A 22,995-nucleotide genomic window follows, 5' to 3' on the forward strand; every position below is an offset into this window, starting at 1 on the left:
AGTTTCCGTCAGGCAGGGTTCCCCCGAACCCCGCACGAGGAAACAAGACGATGCGTAAGCTGTTCGCCGCCGCCACCCTGTCCGCCGCCGTGCTGCTGGCGGGCTGCCAGAACCCCGACGGCTCCGTGAACATGGGCAACACCCTGCTGCTGGGTGCGGGCGTCGCGGCGGTGGCCGGCGCTGCCGTGCTGGCCAGCAACAACGGCCACCACGGCTATCGCGGCGGGTACGGCGGTGGCTACGGCTATCGCCCCAGCTATGGCTACGGCTACGGCCGTCGCGGCTGGTAACGGCCCTCAGGGAAAGCCGGGCGGGAATTCGTGCAGCCCGTCCGGCCCCAACGGCAGGTCCAGCACGCGCGTGACGGCCGAGAGCGGCAGCGGCGCGTAGAGGTGGGGAAACAGCCCCGGCCGGCCGCTCAGCGGCGCCTCGAAGCGCAGGGAATCGCCCAGCCTCGCGCTCTCGGCTTCCACGATCACCAGATCCGTCTCGCCCTTGCGGTGCTTCGCGGCCGTGGCGCGCAGCTGCGCGGCCGTCGAGAAGTGCAGGAACCCGTCGCGCCGGTCATCGGCGCTGCCGGTATAGGCGCCGGCCGCCGCGGCCTCGGCCCAGTCCGCCCGGCGGACCAGCGTGTAGATGAATGCTTCCATCGCCCAGCCATAGCCTGAAACGACGAAGGGCCGGGAGGGTCTCCCCTCCCGGCCCGTTGCGGTTCCCGCGTCTCGGTTACGCCGCCTGCGCCTCGACCAGCTTCGGCTGGGCGGGGCCAGCACTCGCGATCTCGATGCGGCGGGGCTTCAGCGCCTCGGGCACCACACGCTCCAGCGCCACATGCAGCAGGCCGTTGCGCAGCTCGGCACCCTTCACCACCAGGTGGTCGGCCAGCACGAAGCGGCGCTCGAAGGCGCGGCCCGCGATGCCGCGGTGCAGGAAGCTGCGCTCCGTGGCCTGGTTGGCCGGGCGGCCGGCGACGAGGAGCGTGTCGCCCTTCACCTCAAGCTCCAGCTCCTGCTCGGAGAAGCCGGCGACGGCCAGCGTCAGGACGTAGTTGTCCTCGCCGGTGCGCTCGATGTTGTAGGGCGGGTAGGACTGCGCCTCGGTGCCGCGCGCGCCTTCGACAAGGCGGGCCAGGCGGTCGAAGCCGATGGCGGTGCGGAAAAGGGGAGAGAAGTCGACAGCGTTCATCAAAACCTCCTGCATCAGCAAGGTTCATGCGTTGGCAGCGATCCCTGCTTGCCAGAGGCCTGAGGCACCCCCATCCGGGCGATGCCGGCCCCGGTTTGCCGGGCCGCCGTGGCGGGACCCCATCCGGGCATCCCGCACCCACCAGAAATGGAAAAGGCCGCCCCCTGTTTCAAGGGACGGCCTTCCAAGATCTCGGTCGGGGTGAAGAAGATTACTTCTTCAGGCCGATGCCGGCGAACTTCTTGTTGAACTTCGCGACCTGGCCGCCCGTATCCATGATGCGCTGCACGCCGGTCCAGGCCGGGTGGCTCTTCGGGTCGATGTCCAGGCGGATGGTGTCGCCGGCATTGCCGTAGCAGCTGCGCGTCTGGAAGGTGGTGCCGTCGGTCATGACCACCGTGATGGCGTGGTACTCGGGATGGGTATCGGGCTTCATGGCGCTACTCTCGGCTATCTCGAAGGCTGAGGACGGAAGACGTGGTAGCGCCCGGTCCGGTCCCGCAGGAATGGGGGCGTATAAGCCGCCATTCCCCGGGACGCAAGCCGCCGAATGCGGCGGCTCGCCGGAATCAGCGGTTGCCGCGCGCCCATTCGCCGATGGACTGCCGGCCACCGCCGCCACGGGGCGGCGGGCCGCCGCCGCCACCGCCACCACGGCCATAGCCGCCACCGCCGCTGTATTCGTGCGGGCGGCCGCCGCCACCCCAGCCGCCGCCGCCACCGCCCCAGCTGGGACGCGGCGGGGGAGGCGCATAGTAGGCGCGCGGCGGAGGCGCGTAGTAGCTGCGCGCCGGCGGGGCGTAATAGCCGCGGGAGGCATAATAGCCGCCACCGCCGCCATAGACCGGCCCGCCATAGGACGGGCCGTAGCCGTAGCCAGGATCAACGCAGCCGGAAAGCGCGACGCCTGCCGCAACTGCCAGAACCGGAAGAAATAGGCGCCGCATGGCTGCCCTCCTGATCGGTGCCGCCCTGTGGGGGGAGGGGGGCGGCTTCCATTGTCTCAGCATCAACGCGGATCAAGGCGAATCGTTGGCGGCCGCACGTTCTTCTTGTGGTGCCGTGGACGATTTCCTCTGCCGGGACAGTGGGTTCAGCCGACGGTCAGGACAAGGTCTTTCGCGAGAGAAATGATTCCGTGTCGCGCAGCCCCTCGGGCTTGCCGATTTCATAGAAGCGCTGCCTGACCTCATGCCCCGCGAGCCTGCCGGCGGTGGCCAGGCTGCCGGTCAGCGCCGACAGGTCCCAGGGGTCGGGCCGCGGCCAGTCCGCGATGACGGGCGCGGTGAAGACCGACAGGCCGAAATCGATCCACTCCACCCCGGGCTGCCCGCGCGCGGCCTTGTCGTGGCGCAGCGCCATTCCGTCGCGAAACTCGATGTTGGAGGGGTCCCAGCGGTCCTGGTTGTGCAGCACGGTCAGCATGGCGGGGCATCCGGCTGCCCTGAAGGCGGCCCAGACCGGCGCGGCCTCGATCGGCAGATAGCTGTCGCCGTAGAGGACGAAGAACTCAGGGCCGAGCAGCGGCAGGGCATGGCGCAGCGCACCGCCGGTGCCGCGGCGCTTGGCGCCTTCATGGCTGATGGCGATGTCGAGCGGGAACTCGCCGCCGCGCGCGGCCAGGAATTCCTCCACCTGTTCCGACAGATGCCCCAGGCACAGCACAACGCGGCGGAAGCCCTGATGCGCCGCCAGCCGCAGCTGATGCGCCAGGAACGGCTCACCCGCCACCGGCACCAGCACCTTGGGGATGGTTTCCGTGATCGGGCGCAGGCGGGTCGCCAGCCCGCCGGCCAGGATGGCGAGGGGGGGCAGCATCATCGCGCGATCAGGGTGGTGCCCTCGGGGTCGAGCACGACCGGCACCTCCGCGAGGCCCGCGCCGCGCATGGCCGCGCGCAGCCGCGCAACGTCATGCGCATAGAACAGCAGGAAGCCGCCGCCGCCCGCGCCCACCAGCTTGCCGCCTACGGCCCCGCTGGCCATGGCCAGATCGTACCAGGCGTCGATCTGCGGGTTGCTCATGGCGCCGGAGCGGCGCTTCTTGGCTTCCCAATGCTCGCGCATGATCTCGCCCCAGCGGGCCAGGTCGCCCTTCAGGAAGGCATCGCGCGTCTCGTATCCCAGCGCCTTCACCCGATCGAGATTGGCCAGCATCCCCGCATCCATGGCGCGGGAGGCGCGGTCCTGCTCGGCCAGGATGGTGCCGGCGCTGCGGGTGCGGCCGGTGAAGAACATCAACGTGTTGGCCTGCAGGTCCGCCAGGGTGGCGGCGGAAACGGGCAGGGCCTCGGCCGCCACCGTGCCGTCGCGGCGGAAGGTGAAGCCCGTCAGCCCGCCCATCGCCGCGATATACTGGTCCTGCTTGCCGATCGGTTCGCCCAGCCGGTCGATCTCGATCCGACAGGCCTGTTCCGCGAGTTCATGCGGCGGGATGCCCCGCCCATCCAGCGCGTGCAGCGCCTTCAGCAACGCGGTGGTGAAGCTGCCGGAAGAACCGAGCCCGGTGCCGGCCGGAATATCGGCAACCGAGGTGATCTCCAGCGCCGCTTCGCCGCCCAGCCCCAGCTCCAGCAGCGATTCCCGGATGATCGGGTGCTGGATCTCCACCACCCGCGCCGGGCGCTCGATCTGGGAGTATTTCAGCAGCAGCCCCGGCTCCAGCGTGCGCTGGAGCGAGACATACACATGCTTGCGGATCGCCATGGCCAGCAGGAAGCCTTCGCGTTCCTGGTAATAGCTCGGCAGATCCGTCCCGCCCCCGCCGATCGAGATGCGCAGCGGCGAGCGGGCGATGATCATGGCTTATGGTCCGGCGAGACGGCGTAGAACACCAGGTCGATGCCGTCATGGTCATGGGCGCGCAGGTGGAAGGAATGGCCCGGCAGGCGCTCCATCGCCCATTCGGGCAGGGTGAAGATGTCGGACGGCGCGTGATAGACCGACAGGCCGAGCGAAGGGCGATGGGCCGCGATACCGGCCTCGGCACCGGCCAGAACCTCGGCCTCCGCGCCCTCGGCGTCGATCTTGATGTAGTCCACCCGTCCGCCTGCCAGCTCGGCATCCAGCGTCACGCAGGGCACTTCCAGCATGCCGGTCCCGGCGGAGGCTTCGGTCACGGTGCCGGGGGTGCCGGTGGGCGTCAGGAACAGGTTGCCGGGGGCCGCGCCGATGGCGGCCGCGCGGGGGCTGATGCGCGCCGCGATGTCCGGCCGCAGCTTCTCCCGCAGCTGCAGCAGCCGCGCGAAGCTCAGCGGGTCCGGCTCGAAGGCGTGATAGGCGCCGAAGCGCGCGCCCTGCCACGTCAGGAAGGTGGAGAGCGTATCCCCCGCATAGGCGCCGACATCGGCGATCACCGCGTCATCGGGCAGGCGCAGCAGGTCGGGGTCGAAATAGATGCGCTCGGGCCTGGGTTCCGGGATCAGCGTGGGGTCCAGCAGCACGCGCCAGGCGATGGCGCCGGCGTATTGGCGCTTGCTCTCGCCGTCGGCCAGCGCGTCATGCACGGCCAGGATGCGGGGCGCGGCCTCGGCATACAGGGCGGGGGTGCCGAACTGGTAGTGCGGGCCGATCTTGTCGCCCCAGGCCCAGAAGGCGGCCTGCACCGGATAGACGCGGGTGATGCCCTTGGCGGCCAGCCATTCGGCGGTGCGGGCGTGGATATGGTCGGGCGACCAGATGCCCACCAGCGCGATGGGGTCCTCGCCCGCGCGTTCCAGCGCCTCCTCGGGCGGCAGCACCGGCAGGCCGTGGACGTCCTGGCCCCAGAAGCGGGCATCGAATTCCATCAGCGCCGCCACCTGGCCGCCGGCGGCGCGCACGGCGGTCGCGATCTTGCGGGGCAGGGCAGCCGAACCCACGATCAGCAGCCGGCCATTGGCGGCGGCCTCGTTCAGCTCGGCCACCACATCCGCGCTGAACTGCGCGATGCGCGCGGCGTCCAGCGCCTCTACCAGCAATTCCCGACTGGTCGTCATGCACGGGCCTCCAGCACCCAGGTGTTGGCCATGATCCAGCGCAGCGTGGCGCGCACACTGTCCTCGATGCGATGCCGCGGCGCCCAGCCCAGGGCGCGCATCCGCGCGGCGTCGAGGAAGATGAAGGGATTGTCGCCGATCCAGCCGCGATCCCCGCCGGTGTAGTCCAGGCGGGGCGTCAGGCCCAGTTCGTCGGTGATCCAGCCCACGCTGTCATTGACCTCGCAATAATGATCCTGGCCGAGGTTGAACACGGCGAAGGGACCGGGCGCGCCTTCCAGCGCGACCAGCAGCGCCGCCACGCAATCCTCAACGTGCAGATAGGATTTGCGTTGCCGGCCATTGCCCAGCACCTCCAGCCGCGTGGGGTCGGCCAGCAGCTTGCGCGCGAAGTCGAACACGTGCCCGTGGGTGTAGCGCGGCCCCAGGATCGAGACGAAGCGGAACACGGTCGCGTGGAAGCCGAAGCCGGCGGCATAGGCGCTGAGCAGGCCCTCTCCCGCGACCTTGGAGGCGCCGTAGAGCGAGGTCTGCACCGGAAAGGGCGCGTCCTCCGGCGTCGGGATCACGGGTGTCTCGCCATAGACGCTGCCGGTGGAGGAAAACAGGATGCGTTTCACCCCGGCGGCGCGCATCGCCTCCAGCACGGTGAAGGTCGCGATGGTGTTCTGTTCCAGGTCGCGCCGCGGATGCTCGGTGCCGAAGCGCACATCGGCATTGGCGGCGAGGTGGAACACGGCGTCCACGCCGGCGAGTGCCGCGGTCAGCGCGGGCTGGTCCAGCACATCGCCCCGCGCCAGGCTGAAGGCCGGATGCGCGCGCGCGCCCTCCAGGAACCGTTCCTGCCCGGTGGAGAAATTATCGTAGCCCACCACGCTGTCGCCGCGCGCCAGCAGGGCATCGACCAGGTTGCTGCCGATGAAGCCCGCGGCCCCCGTCACCAGCACCTTCACAGGCTGTAGCCCGCCGCCACCGCGTCATTGCGGAACATCTGCACCGTCTCCAGGCTGAAGCGGTCGAGATTCTTGCCCAGGCTGCCCAGCTTGGCCAGCAGGTCGCTGGTCATGGTGATGATGTGGCAGCCGACGGCATCGGCCTGGATCAGGTTCAGCACCTCTCGCGGAGAGGCCCAGATCAGTTCCTGATGCGGATGCGGGGCCATGATCTCCAGCGCCCGGCGCATCACCGGCACGGGGTCGATCCCGGTATCGGCGATGCGGCCCGCGAAGATGGACAGGCAGCAGGGCGGCGCCCCGGCCAGCGCGGCGGAGGCCGCCTGCAACTGATCGAGCGTCATGATCGCGGTCACGTTGCACTTCACGCCCGCCGCTCCCAGGCGCGGCAGCAGGGGGATGATGCTCTGCCCGCGCGTGTTGGTGATGGGCAGCTTTACATAGACATCGCGGCCCCAGCCCGCGATGCGGCGTGCCTGCTCCTCCATCTCCTCCAGCTCGTCCGAGAACACCTCGAAGCTGATCGGCCGGTCGGGGATGGCGGCGATCGCGGCGCGCGCGAAGGCTTCGTAGTCGGTGACGCCGGCCTTGCGCATCAGGGTGGGGTTGGTGGTGAAGCCCCGGATGGCCGGGTTGCGCGCGGCCTCGATCATGCCGGGCAGGTCGGCGCCGTCGGCGAACAGCTTGATGCGCAGGGAGGGGAGGGTCATGGGCTATGAATTCACGATATGCGGCACGGCCTCGGCCAGGCTCGCGACGGTGATGTCCGGGGCGTCGGGCTGGCGCTCGGCGTAATGGGCCTGGACGAAGGCGGTGCGGCAGCCGGCGGCGCGGCCGGCCTCGATGTCGCGCCAGCGATCGCCCACCATCCAGCTGGCGGAAAGCTCGATGCCATGGGTGGCGGCGGCGGCGGTCAGCAGGCCGGGCAGGGGCTTGCGGCAGGCGCAGCCGTCCGCGTCGTCATGCGGGCACAGGGCCATCTCGTCGAGGCCCACGGCCTCGGCCACCAGCCGGTTCATCCGGGCGACCTCATCGGCGGAGGCGGTGCCGCGCGCGATGTCGGGCTGGTTGGTGGCGCCGATCAGCAGGAAGCCCGCCGCGCGCAGCGCGGCGCAGGCCTCGGGCACGCCGGGCAGGATGACGAGGTCTGCCGCATCGGCCGGGGGCAGGGGGCGTCCCTTCGCGTCGCGCCGGGCGGCGTTCAGCACGCCGTCGCGGTCCAGGAACACCGCGCGCCTCATGGATGGGCGCTTTCCCATTTGGTGGCGGCGCGCTTCAGCGCCGGGTGGCTGACCAGGCAATGCCAGATCACGGCGCAGAGCCCTTCGGTGTGCGGCGTGACGTGCTCGGCATATAGCGGCGGCACCACCACCACCGCGTCGCCCACCAGGGCCGTATGCCCGCCCTGGCGGCCGACGATGCCCGTCACCTTCGCGCCGCGTTCACGCGCCAGGTCAATGGCAGCCACGATATTGCCCGAGATGCCGCGTTCCTTGTCGCCGCCGCCCACCGAGAACACCAGCAGCCCGTCCCTGGCGTTGATGCGGCTGCCGGCCAGCCAGGCGGCGAAGGTGGTGTCCCAGCCTTCGTCATTCGTGCGCGCGGTCAGCTCGCTGACATTGTCGGTGGGGGCATAGGCCTCGAAGCCGCAGAGCTTGCGGAAGTCGTTCACCGCATGCCCGGCATGGCCGGCGGAACCGCCCACGCCCAGGATGAACAGCCGCCCGCCGCCGTCGCGGATGCCGGCCAGCGTCTCGGCCAGGGCCTCGATGCGGGCGGGGTCCATCGCCTGCAGGATGGCCTGGGTCTCGGCGAGGAAAGTTGCTGCGAATCCCACGCTGTCCCCCATGTGGCTTCTCTGTTAGAGCGCTAGCCTGTGCGGGTGCCCGCCACAAGCCGGACGCCATGATAAAGCATTGTTTATCAAATGCTAATAGTTGATGAAACTGCGATGAAGCCATTCAGGCGGGAAGGGGGCGGCAGGCAGATCCGATGAGCAGCGACACCCCGCCCAGCCTGGTGCTGATCACCCCTGACCTGCCCGGCCTGCACCCCGGCGCGGCCGCGGGCCATGCCATGCTGTGCCTGGCGCGAAGGCTGGCGGCGGAGGGTGCGGCGATCGACCTGCTGGTGCCTCGTTCACCCGCCGGGGGCGGCAACGCGACGCGGCTGTGGGCGGCGCTGCGCGCATGCGGCATCCGGCTGCATGTGCTGCCCGGCCCGGACGGCGCGGACGCCATGCTGGGATGGCGGGCCGTGCAGTGGCTGAAGGGGCGGCCGGCCCCCGATCTGCTGGTGGTCTCTGATGCGCGGGGCATCGCGGCCCCGATGCTGACCCTGCGTGAGGTCGGCATGGGCCTGGACGGTATTCCGATCGCGTTGCTGGTCACGGGGCCGCATGGCTGGGCCGGGGAAGCGGGCGGCATGGCCTCGCCCGCCGCGCTGCTGCGCCGCCATGGAGAGGACGCGGCGCTGGCCGGGGCGGATGCGCTGCTGTTCGCCCATCCCGCGCTTTCCGACTGGTGGAACCGCACCCATCCCGATGACGCGCGGCCGAACCGGTCGCTGCCCGGGCTGGGCAGCGGCGTGGGCGCGCCCGGCCCGGCCCGGCTGCGCCTGGCGCGGGGCCCGGCGACCGAGGCGGAGGCGCTGGCCCTGGCCCGCCATCTGCTGCAACTGCCGCCGGGCCCGCCCGCGCTGCGGCTGCCGCTGCCGCCGGCGGACCGCCCGCCGGGGCCGGACCCGCTGGCCGCGCTGCTGACTGCGCTGCGCGGCGCGGGGCCCGCGCTGGAGCTGATGACTGAGGATGAGGGCTGGGCCCTCGATCCGCGAGGCTTTGCCGAGGGAGACACGGTGCTGCTGCCGGGCGGGGATGCCGTGACGGCGCCGCTGTCGCTGGATGCCCTGGCGGCGGGCGTGCCGGTATTGCCGGTCGGCCCAGGGGCAGACCAAGGGGTAGACCAAGGGGCGGCGGTCGACCCGCCCGGCCCCTGGCGGGCCCAGATTGCGTCGCTGCTGGCGTTGCGCGCCCCGCCCCCGCCCGTGTTCGAGATGCCCGACCCGCCGCCGCTGGTCAGTGTCTGCATGTCGCATTTCGACCGGCCGGCGCTGCTGGCCCAGGCCATCCAGTCCATCCGCGACCAGAGCTGGCCGGCGGTCGAACTGGTGCTGGTGGATGATGCCAGCCCCTCCGCCGCGACGCGGGAGTTCCTGGACGGGCAGGAGGCGGATTTCGCCGCGCGCGGCTGGCGGATCATCCGCAACAGCCGCGAGGAATGGCAGGCCGCCGGGCGCAACCGTGCCGCGCGTGCCTCACGCGGGGCCTTCATCCTGATCATGGACGACGACAACCTGGCCATGCCGCATGAGATCGAGGCGATGGTGCGGGCCCTGCTGATCACCGGGGCCGAGGCGGTCGGCGCCTATCAGCAGCTGTTCCGCGGCGAGCACGATGCGCGCGCCGGGGATGAGCCGGCGCGCGTCGAGTTCTTCCCCACCGGCGGGCCCGCCGGGCTCGGCACCGTCTGGAACGTCTATGGCGATGTGAACGTCATGTTCCGCCGCGAGGTGTTCGAGGGGCTCGGCGGCTATACCGAGGAAGCGGGCATCGGCTGCGAGGATTACGAGATCGGCGCCGCGATGGCGCGTGCGGGCATGCGCCTGCTGATCCTGCCCGAGACGCTCTACCACTACCGCTTTTCCAGCGTGAACATGGCGCGCGGCATGTCCAATGAGCGGCTGTACCTGAGCCACATGCGGCCGCTGCGGCCCGCGCTGGAAGGCCAGGGGGCGGCCGCCGCCCGGCTGCTGCGCTTCGCGCACGGCATGGAGCACGCGCGCCAGCAGCAGTTCGGCTGGAGCTACTGGGCAGGCCGGCCCGAGGCGCGGCCCTTGCCGGATTACGACATCCATCACCCGGGCGCGCCCGGCGAGGGCTTCCACCGCGAGGTGGCGGCAGCCCTGCTGGCGGCAGGCGATGCGCAGGGCGCGTTGCGTCTGGCCATGCCCCTGTCGCGCGCCGCGCCGCATGACTGGGCGCTGGCCCGGCTGGTGGCCGATTGCGCGGCGGAACTGCCGGGCGATGCGGCGCTGCGCGCCCATGTGCTGGAAACCGCCGACCGGCTGGGAACGGACCTGGCGGGCCGTGTGCGGGCGCGGCTGTTCCGGGCGGGGCGCGAGGCGGATCTGGCGCTCTGGCCCCAGGCGGACGCGCCATGAACCCGCATCTGCCGCGCGCGGGTTTCGGGGTGCGGGCGCTGCCGCCAGGGCTGCATGCCGTCGTCGTCTCCTGGCATCTGGCGCCGGAACCGGCATGGCAGGCGGGCGCCGAGCCCCTGCTGGGCTTCTGGGCCGAGCCCCTGCTGGATGCGCTGGCCGAGGCGGGCGCCCGGGTGACGCTGCTGCTGCCGCTGGCGGGCGAGGTTCCGGCGGGGAATACGACGCTCGGCCGCCTTCTGGCGGCGCGCGGCATCGGACTGGCCTTCGCGCCGGGCTTCACGCCCGCCGCCGTCGATGCGGCGCTGGAGGCGCTGTCCCCCGACATCGTCCATGCGCCGGAGCGCGAGGGGCTGCTGGTGGCGGCCCTCTCCCGCCGGGCGGCGGGCCTGGCCCACGGCCGCACCGCCGTGCTGCTGCATGCGCGCGGCCCGCAGGGCTTCCGCCACCGGGAGGAAGCGCGCTTCACCCCCTCCGCCGAGGCGCTGGTGACGGCGGCCTGGGAGCGGCAGGCGATGTGCCTGGCCGATCTCATCGTCTGTGCGAGCCCGGAGGTGGCTGATTGGTGGGCGGCGGAGGGCCGGCCGGTACGGCGTGTGGCGCCGCTGGCCTGGCGGCCGCACCCGGTGCCGAAGGCCCCGCCGAGCGAGCTGGTGCTGCCCCTGCCCATGGCCAGCGAGGCCGGGCTGGAATTCGCCCTGTTCACGGCGGCACGGGCCGGCGCGCGGCTGGCATTGCCCCTGATCCTGGCCGGGGTGCCCGGGCCGATGGTGCTGGGCAGCGCGGCCCAGGCGGTGGCGGCGCTGTCGGGCCGGGGCGTGGATTGGCGGATGGAGAACGCCGCGACGCCCCAGGCCGCCTGCGCCCGGCTGCTGAGGCCGGGCGTCGTCGCCCTGCTGCCCGCGCTGCACGGCACCCCGCCCGAACTCTATGCCTTCTGCGCCATGGCGGGCGTGCCGGTGCTGACCACCCCGCATGGCGTGGCCCGCGAGGCCGCCGCGCGCTGGCCCGGCCGCATTCACGCCTGGGAGCGGCAGGAACGTCCCTTCGCGGCGATGCTGGCGCGGCTGCCTGAGCTGCCGCCCGCGCTGGAGGCGCCGCCGCAACCCGCCTGGCCGGAAGTGCCGATGCACCTGCCGCCGCCGGCCCCTGCCGAGGTCGCTGCCGGCAGATGGTTGGCTCACGGTGGGCGGTTGGAAGCACCGGAACAGGCGGCGCTGCTGCGCCTGGCCGCGGCCTCCGGCGCCGCGGCCTGCAGCTGGGGCGGCACGGGCGGCGGCGAGGATCTGGCGGCGGTGATGCCGGAACGGATGACGGGATCCACGGTGATGCTGGATGCGGCGCGCCTGCCTGAGAGCGCGGCCGTGATCGGCACGCCGGGCTTCCTCGCCACCCTGGCGCGCGAGGCCGGGGAGGTCTTCGCCCTGCATGTCCCGGTCCGGGCGGCCGTGGTTTCGGCCACGCCGGCGGACCCCGCCATGCTCGGCCCTTATGACGGTATCGGCGCCCTGGCCCGGCATTTCGCGATGCTGGAGCAGGAGCCCCGGGAGTGGCGCGACGGCGAGATCCGGCGCGCGATGGCCGGCACACGCTCCGACAGCCCGGAATACCTCAAGCTGCTGGCCATGCTGGCGGAGGTCCAGGGGCAGCCGCAGCTGGCGCGCCAGGCCTGGCAGGCGGCGATCCTGCGCCTGCCTGAGGACCAGGAGGCCCAGGAGCAGGTCGTGCTGTATCGGCTGCGCGGCGAGGGCCGGCTGGGCGATACCGCCGCGCTGAGGCAGCTGTTGCAGGAAAACGGAGAGGCGGAAGGCCGCCACCTGCCGCGCGAGGCCCTGCGCCATGCCATGGCGCTGCGCCTTTCCGGTCGCGGGGCCGAGGCCGAGGCGCTGCTGGCCGAGATCGCGGCCGCCTTCCCGGCCCCGGCGGAGGAAGCGCCATGATCTCGCCCGTGCATGAGCTGTTCGCCGCGCAGGAGCCGGGATGGAGCCTGCTGCAGCTCGGCGGGCTGGGGCATTCGCTGATCGAGTTCTGCGGCCCGGCGCTGCGGGCGGGCGCGGCGCTGGCCGTTCACGCCGAGCCCCATGCCGTGACCGACACGGAATGGGCGGGGCTGCGGGGGCGCGCGGGCGTGGCGGCGGATGATCCCGCCCTGCGGACCGGCGCGGTGGACATCACGGACAGCCGTGCCCTGGCCTGGGAATGGCCGCGCGCGGATGTGGTGGTGGCCGCGCAGCTGTTCGCGCAGCATGACCCGCTGCCGGTGCTGCAGACGCTGTCCGGTTTCGCCCGCCGCCATCTGGTGATCGCGACCAACCTGCTGCCGCCCGAGGACGGCATCGAGGACGGCGCGATGCTGCCGGGCTTCCTGCCCGATGCGCGGCTGAGGGCGGTGGAAGCCATCCTGCTGCGGCGCGGGGTCGGGCTCGTCCAGTTCAACACCCCGCCCGCGCGGCTGGACCCCGGCGGCCGCGCCTATTGGCCCGGCATGTGGGAGTGGTTCATGACCCGGGGCGCGCTGGACGCGATGCTGGCCGATCTGGGGTGGCGCGTGGTGGCGCAGCAATCCGTCTGGCTGGAGCTGGGCCAGGTGCTGATCGCGGAGCGCCTGTGATCAGGCCATAAAAAAACGCCGGAACCCTTGCGGGCCCGGCGCGTTATGACAGGGAAGGCGGGGTTCAGCGGCTGCGGCGCTGGGCCACGTTCTGCACCCGGCCGGCCTGGCGGCTCGCCTGGGGCTGGCGGTGGGACTGCGCGGCGCTGCGGGCCGTGCCATGACGCTGCGTGGAGGCCCGGCCATGGCTGACGGGGCGCGTGTAGCTCACGCGGCGGAAACCGTCTTCCAGGCTCGCATAGGCGGGGCCTTCGCCGCCGTCGGGACGGTTGTGAATGAAGCCGTAGGTCGGATAGGCGCGGCCGTGCTGAGAGGGGTCATAGCCCACCTGCACGCGAACCTGGGTCCAGCTATTGTCGTCGGAGACGTCGATCACCGAGACGTTCTGCATGACCGAGCCGCGGCGGATGCCGGGGCCGCCCCAATTGGCGTGGTCGATCAGGATGTGGCGGTTGTTCAGCACGCGGCTGACCATCGCGACGTGGCCCGCGCTCATGCCGCCCGAGGACGGGAAGGCGAGGACGGAGCCCACTTCCGGGCGGCGGCTGCGGGCGTAGCGGCCGGCGGCGTTGTGCCACCAGTCGCGGCCGTTCCCGCGCACATCCATGCCGGTGACCATGCGGACATAAGGAACGCAGGAGATACCGCCCCAGTTGGTGGCGGCGGCGCGGCGGGTGGCCTGACGGCCACGCGGCTGCGCCTGACGGGTCTGCGCCCGTGGCGCCGCGGCCTGCGGCCGGGCGGCAGCGTGACCACGCGTGGTCTGCTGGGTGGTTGCCTGCCCTGCGCGAGAGGCCTCAGCCGCGTTGAATGGCGCGGAGATGGCCAAGCCAAGGCACAGGCTCAAAGCCAGCATCGAAACCCGCATGCAGCCCCCTTCTGAAGCCCTCGGACCAAAGTGGCCCGCTTCCCGGAAACGTGTTTGAGACAGGCGGCATGTGGGGGCAACCAGGCACGATGATACAAGCCGTAATCCGTCGTGAATTGTCGGATCGTCCTGTGGATAACTTTGCGGGATGGGAATATCAGCCTTAGTGCGTCCAGACTAAACCGCAAGGCCACAGTGTGGTTGCCGAAATGCCACAGGGGTTCGGCGAATCATGTACCGCGTCGCAACAATAACGTCTCACCCACGTCCGGGTTGCGGAAATCGGCAGATTTCTTGCTTTTTTGTAAACGAAGCACTGGTTCGTCGATGGCTTCCTGCGTCAGTTTGAACACGCCGTGATGCATCGCGATGGCCGTCCGGGCACGCAGGGCCTGCTGTGCCTCCACGGCCTGTTCGGGGGTGATATGCACCGCCTGCATGAACCAGTGCGGCTCATAGGCGCCGATAGGAATCAACGCAGCGTCGAACGGGCCCAGTGTCTCGCCGATCACTGACAGATGCGACCCCCAGGCTGTATCTCCGACAAAACACAACCTGAATCCGCCCGGCAGTTCGAGCGCGAAACCGCCCCAGAGGCTGCGGCTGTGGTCGAAGGGCGTGCGGGCGGCGAAGTGCCGGGCGGGCGTGAAGGTGGCGACGGCACCACCGGGCAGGGTTGTGCTCTGCCCCCAGTCCAGTTCCGTCGCGCCCGGTATGCCCCAGCGCGCCAGGCGCGCCCGGTTGCCGAGCCCCGTGGCGATGAAGGGCGCGTCCCGCCGATGCAGCCGCCGCAGGGTCGGGCGGTCCATGTGGTCGTAATGCGCGTGGGACAGCAGCACGGCGTCGATCTTCGGCAGCGCGTCCCAGGCCAGGCCCGGGTCGCGAACGCGCCTGGGGCCGGCCCAGCCCACGGGCGAGCAGCGGGCCGACCAGATGGGGTCGGTCAGCAGCGTCACCTCCGGCGTGCGGATCAGGAAGGTGGCGTGGCCGATATTGGTGATGGCCACCTCGCCGGGGCCGGGCTCCGGGCGAGGGTAGGGGGTGTTCTCGATCCGCGCGGGCCAGGGCGTGCCGCCGCCCTCGCGGATCATGCGCACCAAGTTGCGGAAGCTCTGCCCGCCCCGGCTGCCGTCGGGGTTCAGGAACCGCCCGTCGCGGCGCGGGGCGGGGCCAAGGGTCACTGCTTCACCCTTTCACGCCCAGCCGGCCGGCCAGGTCCTGGATGAACTGCCAGGCCACGCGCCCGGAGCGCCCGCCGCGCGTGACGGACCACTCCACGGCGGCCTTGCGCAACTCCTCCTGCCCGATCGGCAGCTTCATGACCTCGGCATAGCCCTCGATCATGGCGAAGAACGTGTCCTGGTCGGTGTTGTGGAAGCCCACCCACAGGCCGAAGCGGTCGGAGAGCGAGACCTTCTCCTCCACCGCCTCACCAGGGTTGATGGCGGTGCTGCGCTCATTCTCCATCATGTCGCGCGGCATCAGGTGGCGTCGGTTGGAGGTGGCGTAGAACAGGACATTGGCCGGCCGGCCCTCGATCCCGCCATCCAGCACCGACTTCAGCGCCTTGTAGTCGGCGTCCTCACGCTCGAAGGACAGGTCGTCGCAGAAGACCAGGGCGCGGCGGGACTGCCCGCGCAGGATGTTCAGCAGCTCGGGCAGGGTCGAGATGTCCTCGCGCTGGATTTCTATGAGCGCCAGGCTGCCGGGGTATGCCTCGTTGGCGGCGGCGTGGGCCGCCTTGACCAGAGAGGACTTGCCGGTGCCGCGGGCACCCCACAGCATGGCGTTGTTGGCCGTGAAGCCCTGCGCGAAGCGCATCGTGTTGGTCAGCAGAATATCCTTCTGCCGCTCGATGCCCTTCAGCAGGACGAGGTCCACGCGGGATACCTTGGGAACCGGCGACAGGCGCGCCGGCGGGCCGGGGTGCCACACGAAGGCATCGGCGCCCGTCAGGGTGGGGGTTTCCTCCTGGCGTGGCGCCATGCGCTCCAGGGCCTCGGCGATGCGGAGGAGAAGGGCGTCGTTCAGGCTGCTCATGCCTTCCGCTTTGGCGGCAATCCGGCCGGCCGTCCAGCGGGCGAACTTGACGGGGCCGGGCGGGCCGCTAGGTTCCGCCCCACATTATTTGCCGGAGCCCCGACACATGTTCATCTCCCCCGCCTTCGCCCAGGACGCCGCCGCCCCGGGCGCCGCCGGCATGGTGATGCAGCTTGCGCCGCTGATCCTGATCTTCGTGGTGTTCTATTTCCTGCTGATCCGCCCGCAGCAGAAGAAGGCCAAGGAGCATCGCGCGATGCTCGAGACCCTGAAGCGCGGCGACCGCGTGATCACCGCCGGCGGCATCGTCGCCGTGGTGAAGAAGGTGACCGAGGGCTCCGACGAGATCGAGGCCGACATCGCGCCGAACGTCACGGTAAAGCTGGTGCGCGGCATGATCCAGAGCGTGATCCGCCCCGAGGCCGCGAACGACACCAAGGCCTGATCCGAAGGGCCTTTCCGCGAAAAGCCGGCGCCTGTCGCCGGCTTTTTTTGTGCGTGCGTCAGGGCTTCCTGAACAGCGCGTCCGCCGCCGCCATCGAGGATTTCCGCCCGGCCATGGCGGCCTCGGCGCGGGCGATCTCGGCCTTCAGCGCCCGCAGATGCGCCTCGAAATCGCCCACCGACCAGCCGTCGTAGTTCTTCGGTGCCAGGGCCGCGTCGGTTTTGCGGGGCGCTTCCTCTTCCATCATGCCTGTCTCCTGCATGCCCGGCTTTGACCGCGGGCGCTTCCGTGAGTATAGCGTTGCCCAGCGGTGGCGACATCCTCGCCTCCCCCCGTGTTACCGCGTGCCGGCACGGGCCGCAGATCCCCTGCGCGGCGTCAGGCGCGCACAGGATGGATCGGTTCCCATGGTGCAAGTTCTGATGCCGAAGGCCACAGCGGTGTGGCTGATCGAGAAGACCTCGCTGACCTTCGAGCAGGTGGCGGATTTCGTCGGCATGCACCCGTTGGAAGTCCAGGCCATCGCGGATGGCGAGGTGGCGCAGGGCATCGTGGGTTTCGACCCCGTGGCGTCCGGCCAGCTGACGCGTGAGGAAATCGAGCGCTGCGAGAAGGACTCCAACCGCCGCCTCGCGATGTCCCGCCCCTCGATCGAGCTGCCGAAGCCCAAGGGCAAGGGCGCGCGCTATACCCCGGTCTCCAAGCGCAATGACCGCCCGGACGGCATCGCCTGGCTGCTGCGCCACTATCCGCAGCTGTCCGATGCGCAGCTGGGCAAGCTGCTGGGCACCACCAAGGACACCATCCAGAAGGTGCGCGACAAGAGCCACTGGAACAGCGCGAACATCAAGGCGCGTGATCCCGTGATCCTGGGCCTGTGCACCCAGACGCAGCTGAACAACGCCCTGATGGAGGCCGGCGAGAAGCCCGGCGCCATCCCCCCGCCGGCCCCCGTGCCGGATGGCGAGGACGAGGCCTGAGCCTTCCGGATCCGGCGCCTGGAGAGGGCGCCGGATTTTTCTTGACCTGCATGTAAATGTAAATCACATATACATACATGCAGCCCCTCCTCTCCGCCTCGCCCCTCGTCCAGATCCACGCCTTCGCCGCGCTGGCGGCTCTCGGCCTCGGCGCCTGGCAGCTCAGCCGGCCGAAATACGGCCTCTCGCACCGGGTGCGGGGCTGGCTGTGGGTGGGGCTGATGGCGGTGGTCGCGCTGAGTGCCTTCGGCATCCGCACCCATGGCGGGTTTTCCTGGATCCACCTGCTGGCCATCTTCGTGCTGGTGCAATTGCCGGTGGCGGTGCTGCACATGCGGCGCGGCCGGGTTCGGGCACATCGCAACGCCATGGTCGGTCTGTTCGTCGGCGCGCTGGTGATCGCGGGCGCCTTCACCCTGCTGCCCGGGCGGATCATGCATCAGCTGGTATTCGGCGGGTAATGCTTGCCTGTTTTTCGTCCATAGGTTGTGATGACGCTTCGGTGATCGCCAGGAGTGTTCATGCCCCGCCCCGCCAGAATGGCCCGCGGTTTCGAGGATGCCTCAGGGCAGATGCTGCTGGAGGCGCCCTTCGCCTCGACCACCGTTCCCGCCCATGCACCCACCCTGGCGCCGGCGCCCCCGCCGGGGCATGACGGCCACCGCGCCCGCATGCGCCAGCGCCTGCTGACGGCAGGCCCCACCGCCCTGCTGGACCATGAGATGCTGGAGATGGTGCTGTTCCTGGCCCTGCCGCGCCGGGACACCAAGCCCATCGCCCGCGCCCTGCTGGCGCGTTTCGGTGACTACCCGGCCGTGATCGCCGCCCCGCCCGAGAGCCTGCGCGAGGTGGAGGGCATGGGCGACGCCGCCATCGCCGCGCTGAAGCTGGTGCAGGGTGCCGCGCTGCGGCTCTCCACCGCCGAGGTGAAGCAGATGCAGGTGCTGAACAACTGGCAGCGCCTGATGGACCACCTGACCGCCGTGCTGGCGCGCGAACCCATCGAGCAGTTCCGCGTGCTGTTCCTGGACAGCAAGAACCGCCTGATCGCCGATGAGGCGCAGGCGCGCGGCACGGTGAACCACACGCCCGTCTACCCGCGCGAGGTGGTGAAGCGCGCGCTGGAGCTGAACGCCACCGCGCTGATCCTGGTGCACAACCATCCCTCGGGCGACCCGACGCCCAGCCGCGCGGACATCGAGATGACCGAGGAAGTGCGCCACGCCGCCGAGGCGCTGGGCATCGTGCTGCATGACCATGTGATCGTGGGGAAGGGCGTCACCCTCTCTTTCCGGCGGGAAGGGCTGCTGTAACGTGGCCGCATGAACGCAGCCAACCCGAACTCCCCCGCCCCCCTTGGCGAGGACGCCCGTCGCGTCCAGCGCCCCTCCACCGATCCCTTCCTGTTCCGCCCCATCACGCTGCGCGGCGTGACCGCGCGCAACCGCATCATGCTGGCGCCGCTGTGCGAGTATTCGGCGACGGACGGCGTGGCCAATGACTGGCACATGGTGCATCTGGGCGCGCGCGCCATCGGCGGCGCCGGCATCATCTGCACCGAGGCCACCCATGTCTCCGCCGAGGGGCGCATCACCCCCCATTGCCTGGGCCTGTGGAACGAGACCCAGCGCGACGCGCTGGCCAGGATCGTGGATTTCGTGGTGGCGCAGGGCGCCACGCCCGCGATCCAGATCGGCCATGCCGGGCGCAAGGCCTCCGTCGGCCGCCCCTGGGAGGGTGGCGGGCCGCTGACCCCCGACCAGGGCGGCTGGCAGACCATCGCCCCCTCCGCCCAGCCTTTCACCCAGGCCTATCCCACGCCGCGCGCCATGACGAAGGCCGATATCGCGCGCGTGACGGGCGAATTCGTGCACAGCGCCAAGCTGGCCCGCCAGGCCGGCTTCCAGATCGCGGAGCTGCACGGCGCCCACGGCTATCTGCTGCACCAGTTCCTGTCGCCGCTGGTGAATGACCGCCAGGACGAATACGGCGGCAGCCTGGAGAACCGTGCCCGCTTCCTGCTGGAGGTGGTGCGCGCCGTCCGCACCGAATGGCCGAAGGAACTGCCGCTGTTCGTGCGGCTGTCCTGCACGGATTGGGTGGATGGCGGGCTGACGGGCGATGAGTCGGTCGAGCTGTGCCGCATGCTGGCCGCGACCGGCGAGGTGGACCTGATCGACGCCAGCACCGGCGGCGCCGACCCCCGCCAGAGCATCCGGGCCTTTCCCGGCTACCAGGTCTCCTATGCCGAGCGCATCCGGCGCGAGGCGGGCATCGCCACCGGCGCCGTCGGCATGATCAACACGCCCGACCTGGCCGAGGAGATCCTGGCCAATGGCCGGGCGGACCTGATCATCATGGGGCGCAAGCTGATGGCGGACCCGCACTGGCCGCTGAAGGCCGCGGTTGCCCTGCGCGCCCAGGCCCCCTGGGTGCCGCAGTATGAACGCGCGGCGCCGATGGCCTGAGGAGCGATAGACCCGATAGGCAATTGCCTATCGGGTCGATCAGAACCGTCGATTGGTTCTATTAACCGGGCTGCCTTACAGGCAGCGGCATGGATCACCTCATTTCCAAGCCATCCGGCTGTCTCTTCATTGTGCTGGCCTGCCTGGTTCTCGTCCTGGCCTATGCGTTTCTCTGAAGGCCGAGGCCGGGTGAGGGGCGGCGGTCCAGCGCGGCGCTGACCAGCGTCAGCACCAGCGCGCCCGCCACCATCAGCCCGCCGATCCAGGGCGTCGCGATCAGCCCCAGCGGGCTGTCCACCACCATCCCGCCGATCCAGGCGCCCAGCGCGATGCCCAGGTTGAAGGCCGCGATGTTGAGCGCGGAGGCCACATCCACCGCCCCCGGCCGGAAGCGCTGCGCCAGTTGCACCACATAAAGCTGCAGCCCCGGCACATTGGCGAAGGACAGGAAGCCCAGCGCCGCCAGCGTGGCCAGCGCCCAGAGCGGTGAGACGGCGGTGACCGAGAACAGCACCAGCACCGCCGCCTGGGCCGCGAACAGCCAGCCCAGCGCCCGCACCGGGTCACGGTCCGCCAGCCTGCCGCCCGCCAGGTTCCCGGCCGCGATGGCCAGCCCGTAGAGCACCAGGATCAGGCTGACCGCACCGGACGAGAACCCCGTCACGCGCTCCAGCATCGCGGCCAGGAAGGTGAAGGTGACGAAGGTGCCGCCATAGCCCAGCGCCGTCATGCCGAAGGCCAGCAGCAGGCGGCCGCTGCCCAGCACGCGCAGCTGGTCCGGCAGCCCGGCCGGGGCCGCGCGCGACAGCCGGCGGGGCAGCAGGGCGGCGATGCCCAGCAGCGCCACCACGCCCAGCCCCGCCACGGCCCAGAAGGTAGCCCGCCAGCCCAGCGACTGGCCGATGAAGGTGCCGAGCGGCACGCCGGTCACGATGGCCACCGTCAGCCCCATGAACATCAGCGCGATGGCCGAGGCACGCCGGTCCTCCGGCACCAGATCCGCCGCGATGGTCGCCCCCACCGAGAAGAACACGCCATGCGCGAAGGCCGAGACGACGCGCGCCACCAGCAGGGTGGCGTAGTCGGGGCTAAGGGCGGCGGCCGTATTGCCCGCGACGAACAGCAGCATCAGCCCCAGCAGCAGCGCCTTGCGCGGCAGCCGCCCGGTCAGCGCGGTGATGACCGGCGCGCCGAACGTCACACCCAGCGCATAGACGCTGACGATGAGGCCGGCGAGCGGCAGGGTGATGCCGAGATCCTGCGCCACGGTGGGCAGCAGGCCGACGATGACGAATTCCGTGGTGCCGATCGCATAGGCCGCGATGGTCAGCGCAAACAGGGCAAGGGGCATGGTTCGATGTCCGCAAGGGGATGTGTTGCGGTGCAAGATGCGTCCGCCTCGCTTGCGTCGGTATGCGCGATAATGGACGAATGGCTGTGAACTGAATTCACAGGGGCGCCATGGACAACCGGGCAGGGGAAATGCAGGTCTTCGCCACGGCGGCGGAGCTCGCCAGCTTCTCGGCGGCCGGCAGGCGGCTGCGCATGTCGCCCTCGGCCGTCAGCAAGCTGGTGACGCGCCTGGAGGACCGGCTGGGGGTGCGGCTGCTGACGCGCTCCACTCGCGCGCTGCAGCTGACGGTGGAGGGGGAGGCCTTTCTGACCCGCGCCCGCCGCATCCTGGCCGAGATCGAGGAGGCGGAGCGGCTGGTCACGGGCGATGCCCAGCCGCGCGGGCGGCTCAGGGTCAATGCCTCGGTGGGGTTCGGGGTGCGCTGCGTGCTGCCGGTGGTGCCTGAGTTCCTGCGCCTGTATCCGCATGTCGAGCTGGATCTGTCCCTGACCGACACGGTGATCGACCTGCTGGAGGAGCGCACGGACATCGCGCTGCGCGCCGGGCCGCTGCGCGATTCAACGCTGATGGCGCGCAAGCTGATGGAAAGCCCGCGCGTGATCGTGGCCTCGCCCGCCTATCTGGCGCGCCACGGCACGCCGCAGCGCCCGGAGGATCTGGACCACCACAACTGCCTGCGCTTCAACTTCCGCCGCCTGGTGGATGACTGGCCCTTCCGCATCGACGGCCGCCAGGTGACGCGGGCCGTGCCCGGCAACCTGTACGGCAATACCGGCGACATGCTGCTGCGCCTGTGCCTGGACGGGGTGGGGCTGGCGCGCGTGGGCCGGTTCCACGCCCAGCCCTGGATCGAGGAGGGGCGGCTGGTGCCGGTGCTGGAGGACTACAACGCCGGCGACATCGAGATCATCCATGCCCTGTTCGTGGGGCATGAGCACATGGCCGCGCGGGTGCGCGCCTTCATCGACTTCCTGGCGGAACGGGTGGGTCAGCCCCGCATCACGGCCGCATAGGCATCCAGCACGGCCGCGGCGTCATAGGCGGGGCGGGCCGCGAAATCCGCCCGCAGCCCCAGCGCCGCCGAGGCGCGCAGCCGCGCCACCGTGGCATCCGTCATCAGCGGCGGCACGCCCATTTCCCGCAGGCCATCGGCCACGCCTTCCATCTCCACCGCGCGGCGTTCGGCGTGCAGCACGTCGGTGCGCACGCACATGTCCAGGAAGCTGCTGAAGCTGGTGGCGTCCATCGGGCCGCAGATGCCGCGCAGCGCCTCGGGTCGCACGCCGGCCAGGGTGGCGGCGGTCATGGCTTCCATCACCAGCGCCTCGATGCCCTTGGTCACGACGCTGCGCAGCATCTTCACGGCGGCTGCCGTGCCGGGCTCGGGGCCCGCATCCTCGATGCTGAAGCCCAGCGGGGCGAACAGCTGCCGGAACCGCGCCGTGCCGCCGCCCGAGCAATAGAGCGGCACCTTCGCGCCATAGAGGCCGACCGCGCCCATCAGGTTGGCATCGACGAAGGCGGCGTCGCGGCAGGCCTCGGCCGCCTGCTTCTTCGCGTGCGGCGTGCTGGCATTCACATCCACCACCAGCATGCCGGGCCGGGCGAGCGCCCCGATCGCCCGGCCCACCGGGGCTGCTGTGGCGACCACCACGGCCGAGAACACGACCTCCGCGCGCTCCATCAGCGCGGCCAGGCTGTCCACGGGCTCGGCACCCAGGGAAGCAGCCTTGGCGCGGAAGCCTGCGGAGTAGGGGGGATGGTTGGTGGGGCCGTCGCAGAACACCGGCATCGGCGGGGCGCCCTGGGCCGCCAGATGCGCGGCGAAGCACTGGGCGGCTTCCCCGAAACCCACGAAGCCGATCACCGGGATGGTCATGGCGGCGTTTCCTCGCTGCGG

At 70.9% G+C, this 22,995-nt stretch carries 27 protein-coding genes; 10 read left to right on the forward strand and 17 right to left on the reverse strand.

Annotation, left to right across the window (positions count from 1 at the left end; genetic code table 11):
• Positions 1 to 50: 50 nt before the first annotated feature.
• Positions 51 to 290 (forward strand): hypothetical protein, encoded by a 240-nt coding sequence (locus EOD42_RS06515; RefSeq protein WP_127786706.1) that lies wholly within the window; start codon positions 51 to 53, stop codon positions 288 to 290.
• A gap of 6 nt (positions 291 to 296) precedes the next feature.
• Here EOD42_RS06515 and EOD42_RS06520 read toward each other — a convergent pair whose 3' ends face one another.
• The 11 genes from EOD42_RS06520 to EOD42_RS06570 form a co-directional block, all read right to left on the reverse strand.
• Complete coding sequence (locus tag EOD42_RS06520) at positions 297 to 650, reverse strand: DUF952 domain-containing protein (RefSeq protein ID WP_127786707.1); 354 nt, start codon at positions 648 to 650, stop codon at positions 297 to 299.
• A 76-nt stretch (positions 651 to 726) separates the two neighbouring features.
• The gene (locus tag EOD42_RS06525; protein WP_127786708.1) at positions 727 to 1,185 is read right to left on the reverse strand and encodes an Hsp20 family protein; all 459 of its coding nucleotides are present in this window, start codon (positions 1,183 to 1,185) and stop codon (positions 727 to 729) included.
• Positions 1,186 to 1,396: 211 nt separating this feature from the next.
• Positions 1,397 to 1,621 carry a 50S ribosomal protein L31 gene (gene rpmE, locus EOD42_RS06530; protein WP_127786709.1) on the reverse strand — a complete coding sequence of 75 codons (225 nt, stop codon included), beginning with the start codon at positions 1,619 to 1,621 and terminating at the stop codon, positions 1,397 to 1,399.
• A 133-nt stretch (positions 1,622 to 1,754) separates the two neighbouring features.
• Complete coding sequence (locus EOD42_RS25830) at positions 1,755 to 2,132, reverse strand: hypothetical protein (RefSeq protein ID WP_164867812.1); 378 nt, start codon at positions 2,130 to 2,132, stop codon at positions 1,755 to 1,757.
• 157 nt (positions 2,133 to 2,289) lie between these two features.
• Positions 2,290 to 3,006, reverse strand: coding sequence for a sugar phosphate nucleotidyltransferase (locus EOD42_RS06540; protein WP_206020273.1), 717 nt, complete (start codon positions 3,004 to 3,006; stop codon positions 2,290 to 2,292).
• On the reverse strand, positions 3,003 to 3,986 hold the full coding sequence (locus EOD42_RS06545) for a GHMP family kinase ATP-binding protein (RefSeq protein WP_127786710.1): 984 nt from the start codon (positions 3,984 to 3,986) through the stop codon (positions 3,003 to 3,005). The genes EOD42_RS06540 and EOD42_RS06545 overlap by 4 nt, the downstream gene beginning before the upstream one ends.
• Entirely contained in the window at positions 3,983 to 5,161 is a 1,179-nt protein-coding gene (locus EOD42_RS06550) for an FkbM family methyltransferase (RefSeq protein ID WP_127786711.1), read from the reverse strand. Before EOD42_RS06550 ends, EOD42_RS06545 begins: the two co-directional genes overlap by 4 nt.
• A complete protein-coding gene (locus EOD42_RS06555; protein ID WP_127786712.1) occupies positions 5,158 to 6,114 on the reverse strand; it encodes an NAD-dependent epimerase/dehydratase family protein in 957 nt (318 codons plus the stop codon). The genes EOD42_RS06550 and EOD42_RS06555 overlap by 4 nt, the downstream gene beginning before the upstream one ends.
• Positions 6,111 to 6,824 (reverse strand): transaldolase, encoded by a 714-nt coding sequence (locus EOD42_RS06560; RefSeq protein ID WP_127786713.1) that lies wholly within the window; start codon positions 6,822 to 6,824, stop codon positions 6,111 to 6,113. Before EOD42_RS06560 ends, EOD42_RS06555 begins: the two co-directional genes overlap by 4 nt.
• 3 nt (positions 6,825 to 6,827) lie before the next feature.
• Positions 6,828 to 7,355 carry a D-glycero-alpha-D-manno-heptose-1,7-bisphosphate 7-phosphatase gene (locus EOD42_RS06565; protein WP_127786714.1) on the reverse strand — a complete coding sequence of 176 codons (528 nt, stop codon included), beginning with the start codon at positions 7,353 to 7,355 and terminating at the stop codon, positions 6,828 to 6,830.
• Positions 7,352 to 7,951: an SIS domain-containing protein gene (locus EOD42_RS06570; RefSeq protein ID WP_206020274.1), complete on the reverse strand. Its 600-nt coding sequence runs from the start codon at positions 7,949 to 7,951 to the stop codon at positions 7,352 to 7,354. Before EOD42_RS06570 ends, EOD42_RS06565 begins: the two co-directional genes overlap by 4 nt.
• Before the next feature lie 155 nt (positions 7,952 to 8,106).
• Here EOD42_RS06570 and EOD42_RS06575 point away from each other — a divergent pair, with 155 nt between their 5' ends.
• From EOD42_RS06575 to EOD42_RS06585, 3 genes are read left to right on the forward strand one after another with little or no spacing between them, the layout of a single operon-like run.
• Positions 8,107 to 10,332 carry a glycosyltransferase family A protein gene (locus EOD42_RS06575; RefSeq protein WP_127786716.1) on the forward strand — a complete coding sequence of 742 codons (2,226 nt, stop codon included), beginning with the start codon at positions 8,107 to 8,109 and terminating at the stop codon, positions 10,330 to 10,332.
• Positions 10,329 to 12,269, forward strand: a complete 1,941-nt coding sequence (locus EOD42_RS06580; RefSeq protein ID WP_127786717.1) for a glycosyltransferase — start codon at positions 10,329 to 10,331, stop codon at positions 12,267 to 12,269. The genes EOD42_RS06575 and EOD42_RS06580 overlap by 4 nt, the downstream gene beginning before the upstream one ends.
• Complete coding sequence (locus EOD42_RS06585; RefSeq protein WP_127786718.1) at positions 12,266 to 12,940, forward strand: hypothetical protein; 675 nt, start codon at positions 12,266 to 12,268, stop codon at positions 12,938 to 12,940. The genes EOD42_RS06580 and EOD42_RS06585 overlap by 4 nt, the downstream gene beginning before the upstream one ends.
• Before the next feature lie 64 nt (positions 12,941 to 13,004).
• Here EOD42_RS06585 and EOD42_RS06590 read toward each other — a convergent pair whose 3' ends face one another.
• The 3 genes from EOD42_RS06590 to EOD42_RS06600 form a co-directional block, all read right to left on the reverse strand.
• Entirely contained in the window at positions 13,005 to 13,796 is a 792-nt protein-coding gene (locus tag EOD42_RS06590) for a CHAP domain-containing protein (protein ID WP_240655008.1), read from the reverse strand.
• 242 nt (positions 13,797 to 14,038) lie between these two features.
• Complete coding sequence (locus EOD42_RS06595) at positions 14,039 to 14,989, reverse strand: MBL fold metallo-hydrolase (protein WP_240655011.1); 951 nt, start codon at positions 14,987 to 14,989, stop codon at positions 14,039 to 14,041.
• A gap of 4 nt (positions 14,990 to 14,993) precedes the next feature.
• Positions 14,994 to 15,848, reverse strand: coding sequence for an ATP-binding protein (locus EOD42_RS06600; protein WP_127786719.1), 855 nt, complete (start codon positions 15,846 to 15,848; stop codon positions 14,994 to 14,996).
• A gap of 106 nt (positions 15,849 to 15,954) precedes the next feature.
• Here EOD42_RS06600 and yajC point away from each other — a divergent pair, with 106 nt between their 5' ends.
• On the forward strand, positions 15,955 to 16,293 hold the full coding sequence (yajC, locus tag EOD42_RS06605; protein WP_127786720.1) for a preprotein translocase subunit YajC: 339 nt from the start codon (positions 15,955 to 15,957) through the stop codon (positions 16,291 to 16,293).
• A 58-nt stretch (positions 16,294 to 16,351) separates the two neighbouring features.
• On the opposite strand, the gene EOD42_RS06610 is transcribed toward yajC, so the two are convergent.
• Complete coding sequence (locus tag EOD42_RS06610; RefSeq protein ID WP_164867813.1) at positions 16,352 to 16,540, reverse strand: DUF1192 domain-containing protein; 189 nt, start codon at positions 16,538 to 16,540, stop codon at positions 16,352 to 16,354.
• Between the two features lie 160 nt (positions 16,541 to 16,700).
• On the opposite strand from EOD42_RS06610, the gene EOD42_RS06615 reads away from it, so the two are divergent.
• The 4 genes from EOD42_RS06615 to EOD42_RS06630 all read left to right on the forward strand — a co-directional run bounded on the left by EOD42_RS06615 (position 16,701) and on the right by EOD42_RS06630 (position 19,741).
• Positions 16,701 to 17,273, forward strand: a complete 573-nt coding sequence (locus EOD42_RS06615) for a DUF1013 domain-containing protein (protein ID WP_127786722.1) — start codon at positions 16,701 to 16,703, stop codon at positions 17,271 to 17,273.
• Positions 17,274 to 17,350: 77 nt separating this feature from the next.
• Positions 17,351 to 17,734, forward strand: coding sequence for a DUF2306 domain-containing protein (locus tag EOD42_RS06620; protein WP_127786723.1), 384 nt, complete (start codon positions 17,351 to 17,353; stop codon positions 17,732 to 17,734).
• Positions 17,735 to 17,812: 78 nt separating this feature from the next.
• A complete protein-coding gene (gene radC / locus EOD42_RS06625) occupies positions 17,813 to 18,586 on the forward strand; it encodes a RadC family protein (RefSeq protein WP_127786724.1) in 774 nt (257 codons plus the stop codon).
• A gap of 9 nt (positions 18,587 to 18,595) precedes the next feature.
• On the forward strand, positions 18,596 to 19,741 hold the full coding sequence (locus EOD42_RS06630) for an NADH:flavin oxidoreductase/NADH oxidase (protein WP_127786725.1): 1,146 nt from the start codon (positions 18,596 to 18,598) through the stop codon (positions 19,739 to 19,741).
• Between the two features lie 160 nt (positions 19,742 to 19,901).
• Here the strand turns inward: EOD42_RS06630 and EOD42_RS06635 are convergent, their stop codons facing one another.
• Entirely contained in the window at positions 19,902 to 21,092 is a 1,191-nt protein-coding gene (locus tag EOD42_RS06635; protein ID WP_127786726.1) for an MFS transporter, read from the reverse strand.
• Positions 21,093 to 21,223: 131 nt separating this feature from the next.
• Between EOD42_RS06635 and EOD42_RS06640 the strand changes: the two genes are divergently transcribed.
• Positions 21,224 to 22,108: a LysR family transcriptional regulator gene (locus EOD42_RS06640; protein WP_338069629.1), complete on the forward strand. Its 885-nt coding sequence runs from the start codon at positions 21,224 to 21,226 to the stop codon at positions 22,106 to 22,108.
• Here the strand turns inward: EOD42_RS06640 and EOD42_RS06645 are convergent.
• Positions 22,084 to 22,974, reverse strand: a complete 891-nt coding sequence (locus tag EOD42_RS06645) for an NAD(P)-dependent oxidoreductase (protein WP_127786728.1) — start codon at positions 22,972 to 22,974, stop codon at positions 22,084 to 22,086. The two genes, EOD42_RS06640 and EOD42_RS06645, sit on opposite strands and share 25 nt — an antisense overlap.
• Positions 22,975 to 22,995 lie beyond the last annotated feature (21 nt).

Origin of the sequence: Rhodovarius crocodyli (assembly GCF_004005855.1) — a bacterium.
Classification (GTDB): Bacteria; Pseudomonadota; Alphaproteobacteria; order Acetobacterales; family Acetobacteraceae; genus Rhodovarius; species Rhodovarius crocodyli.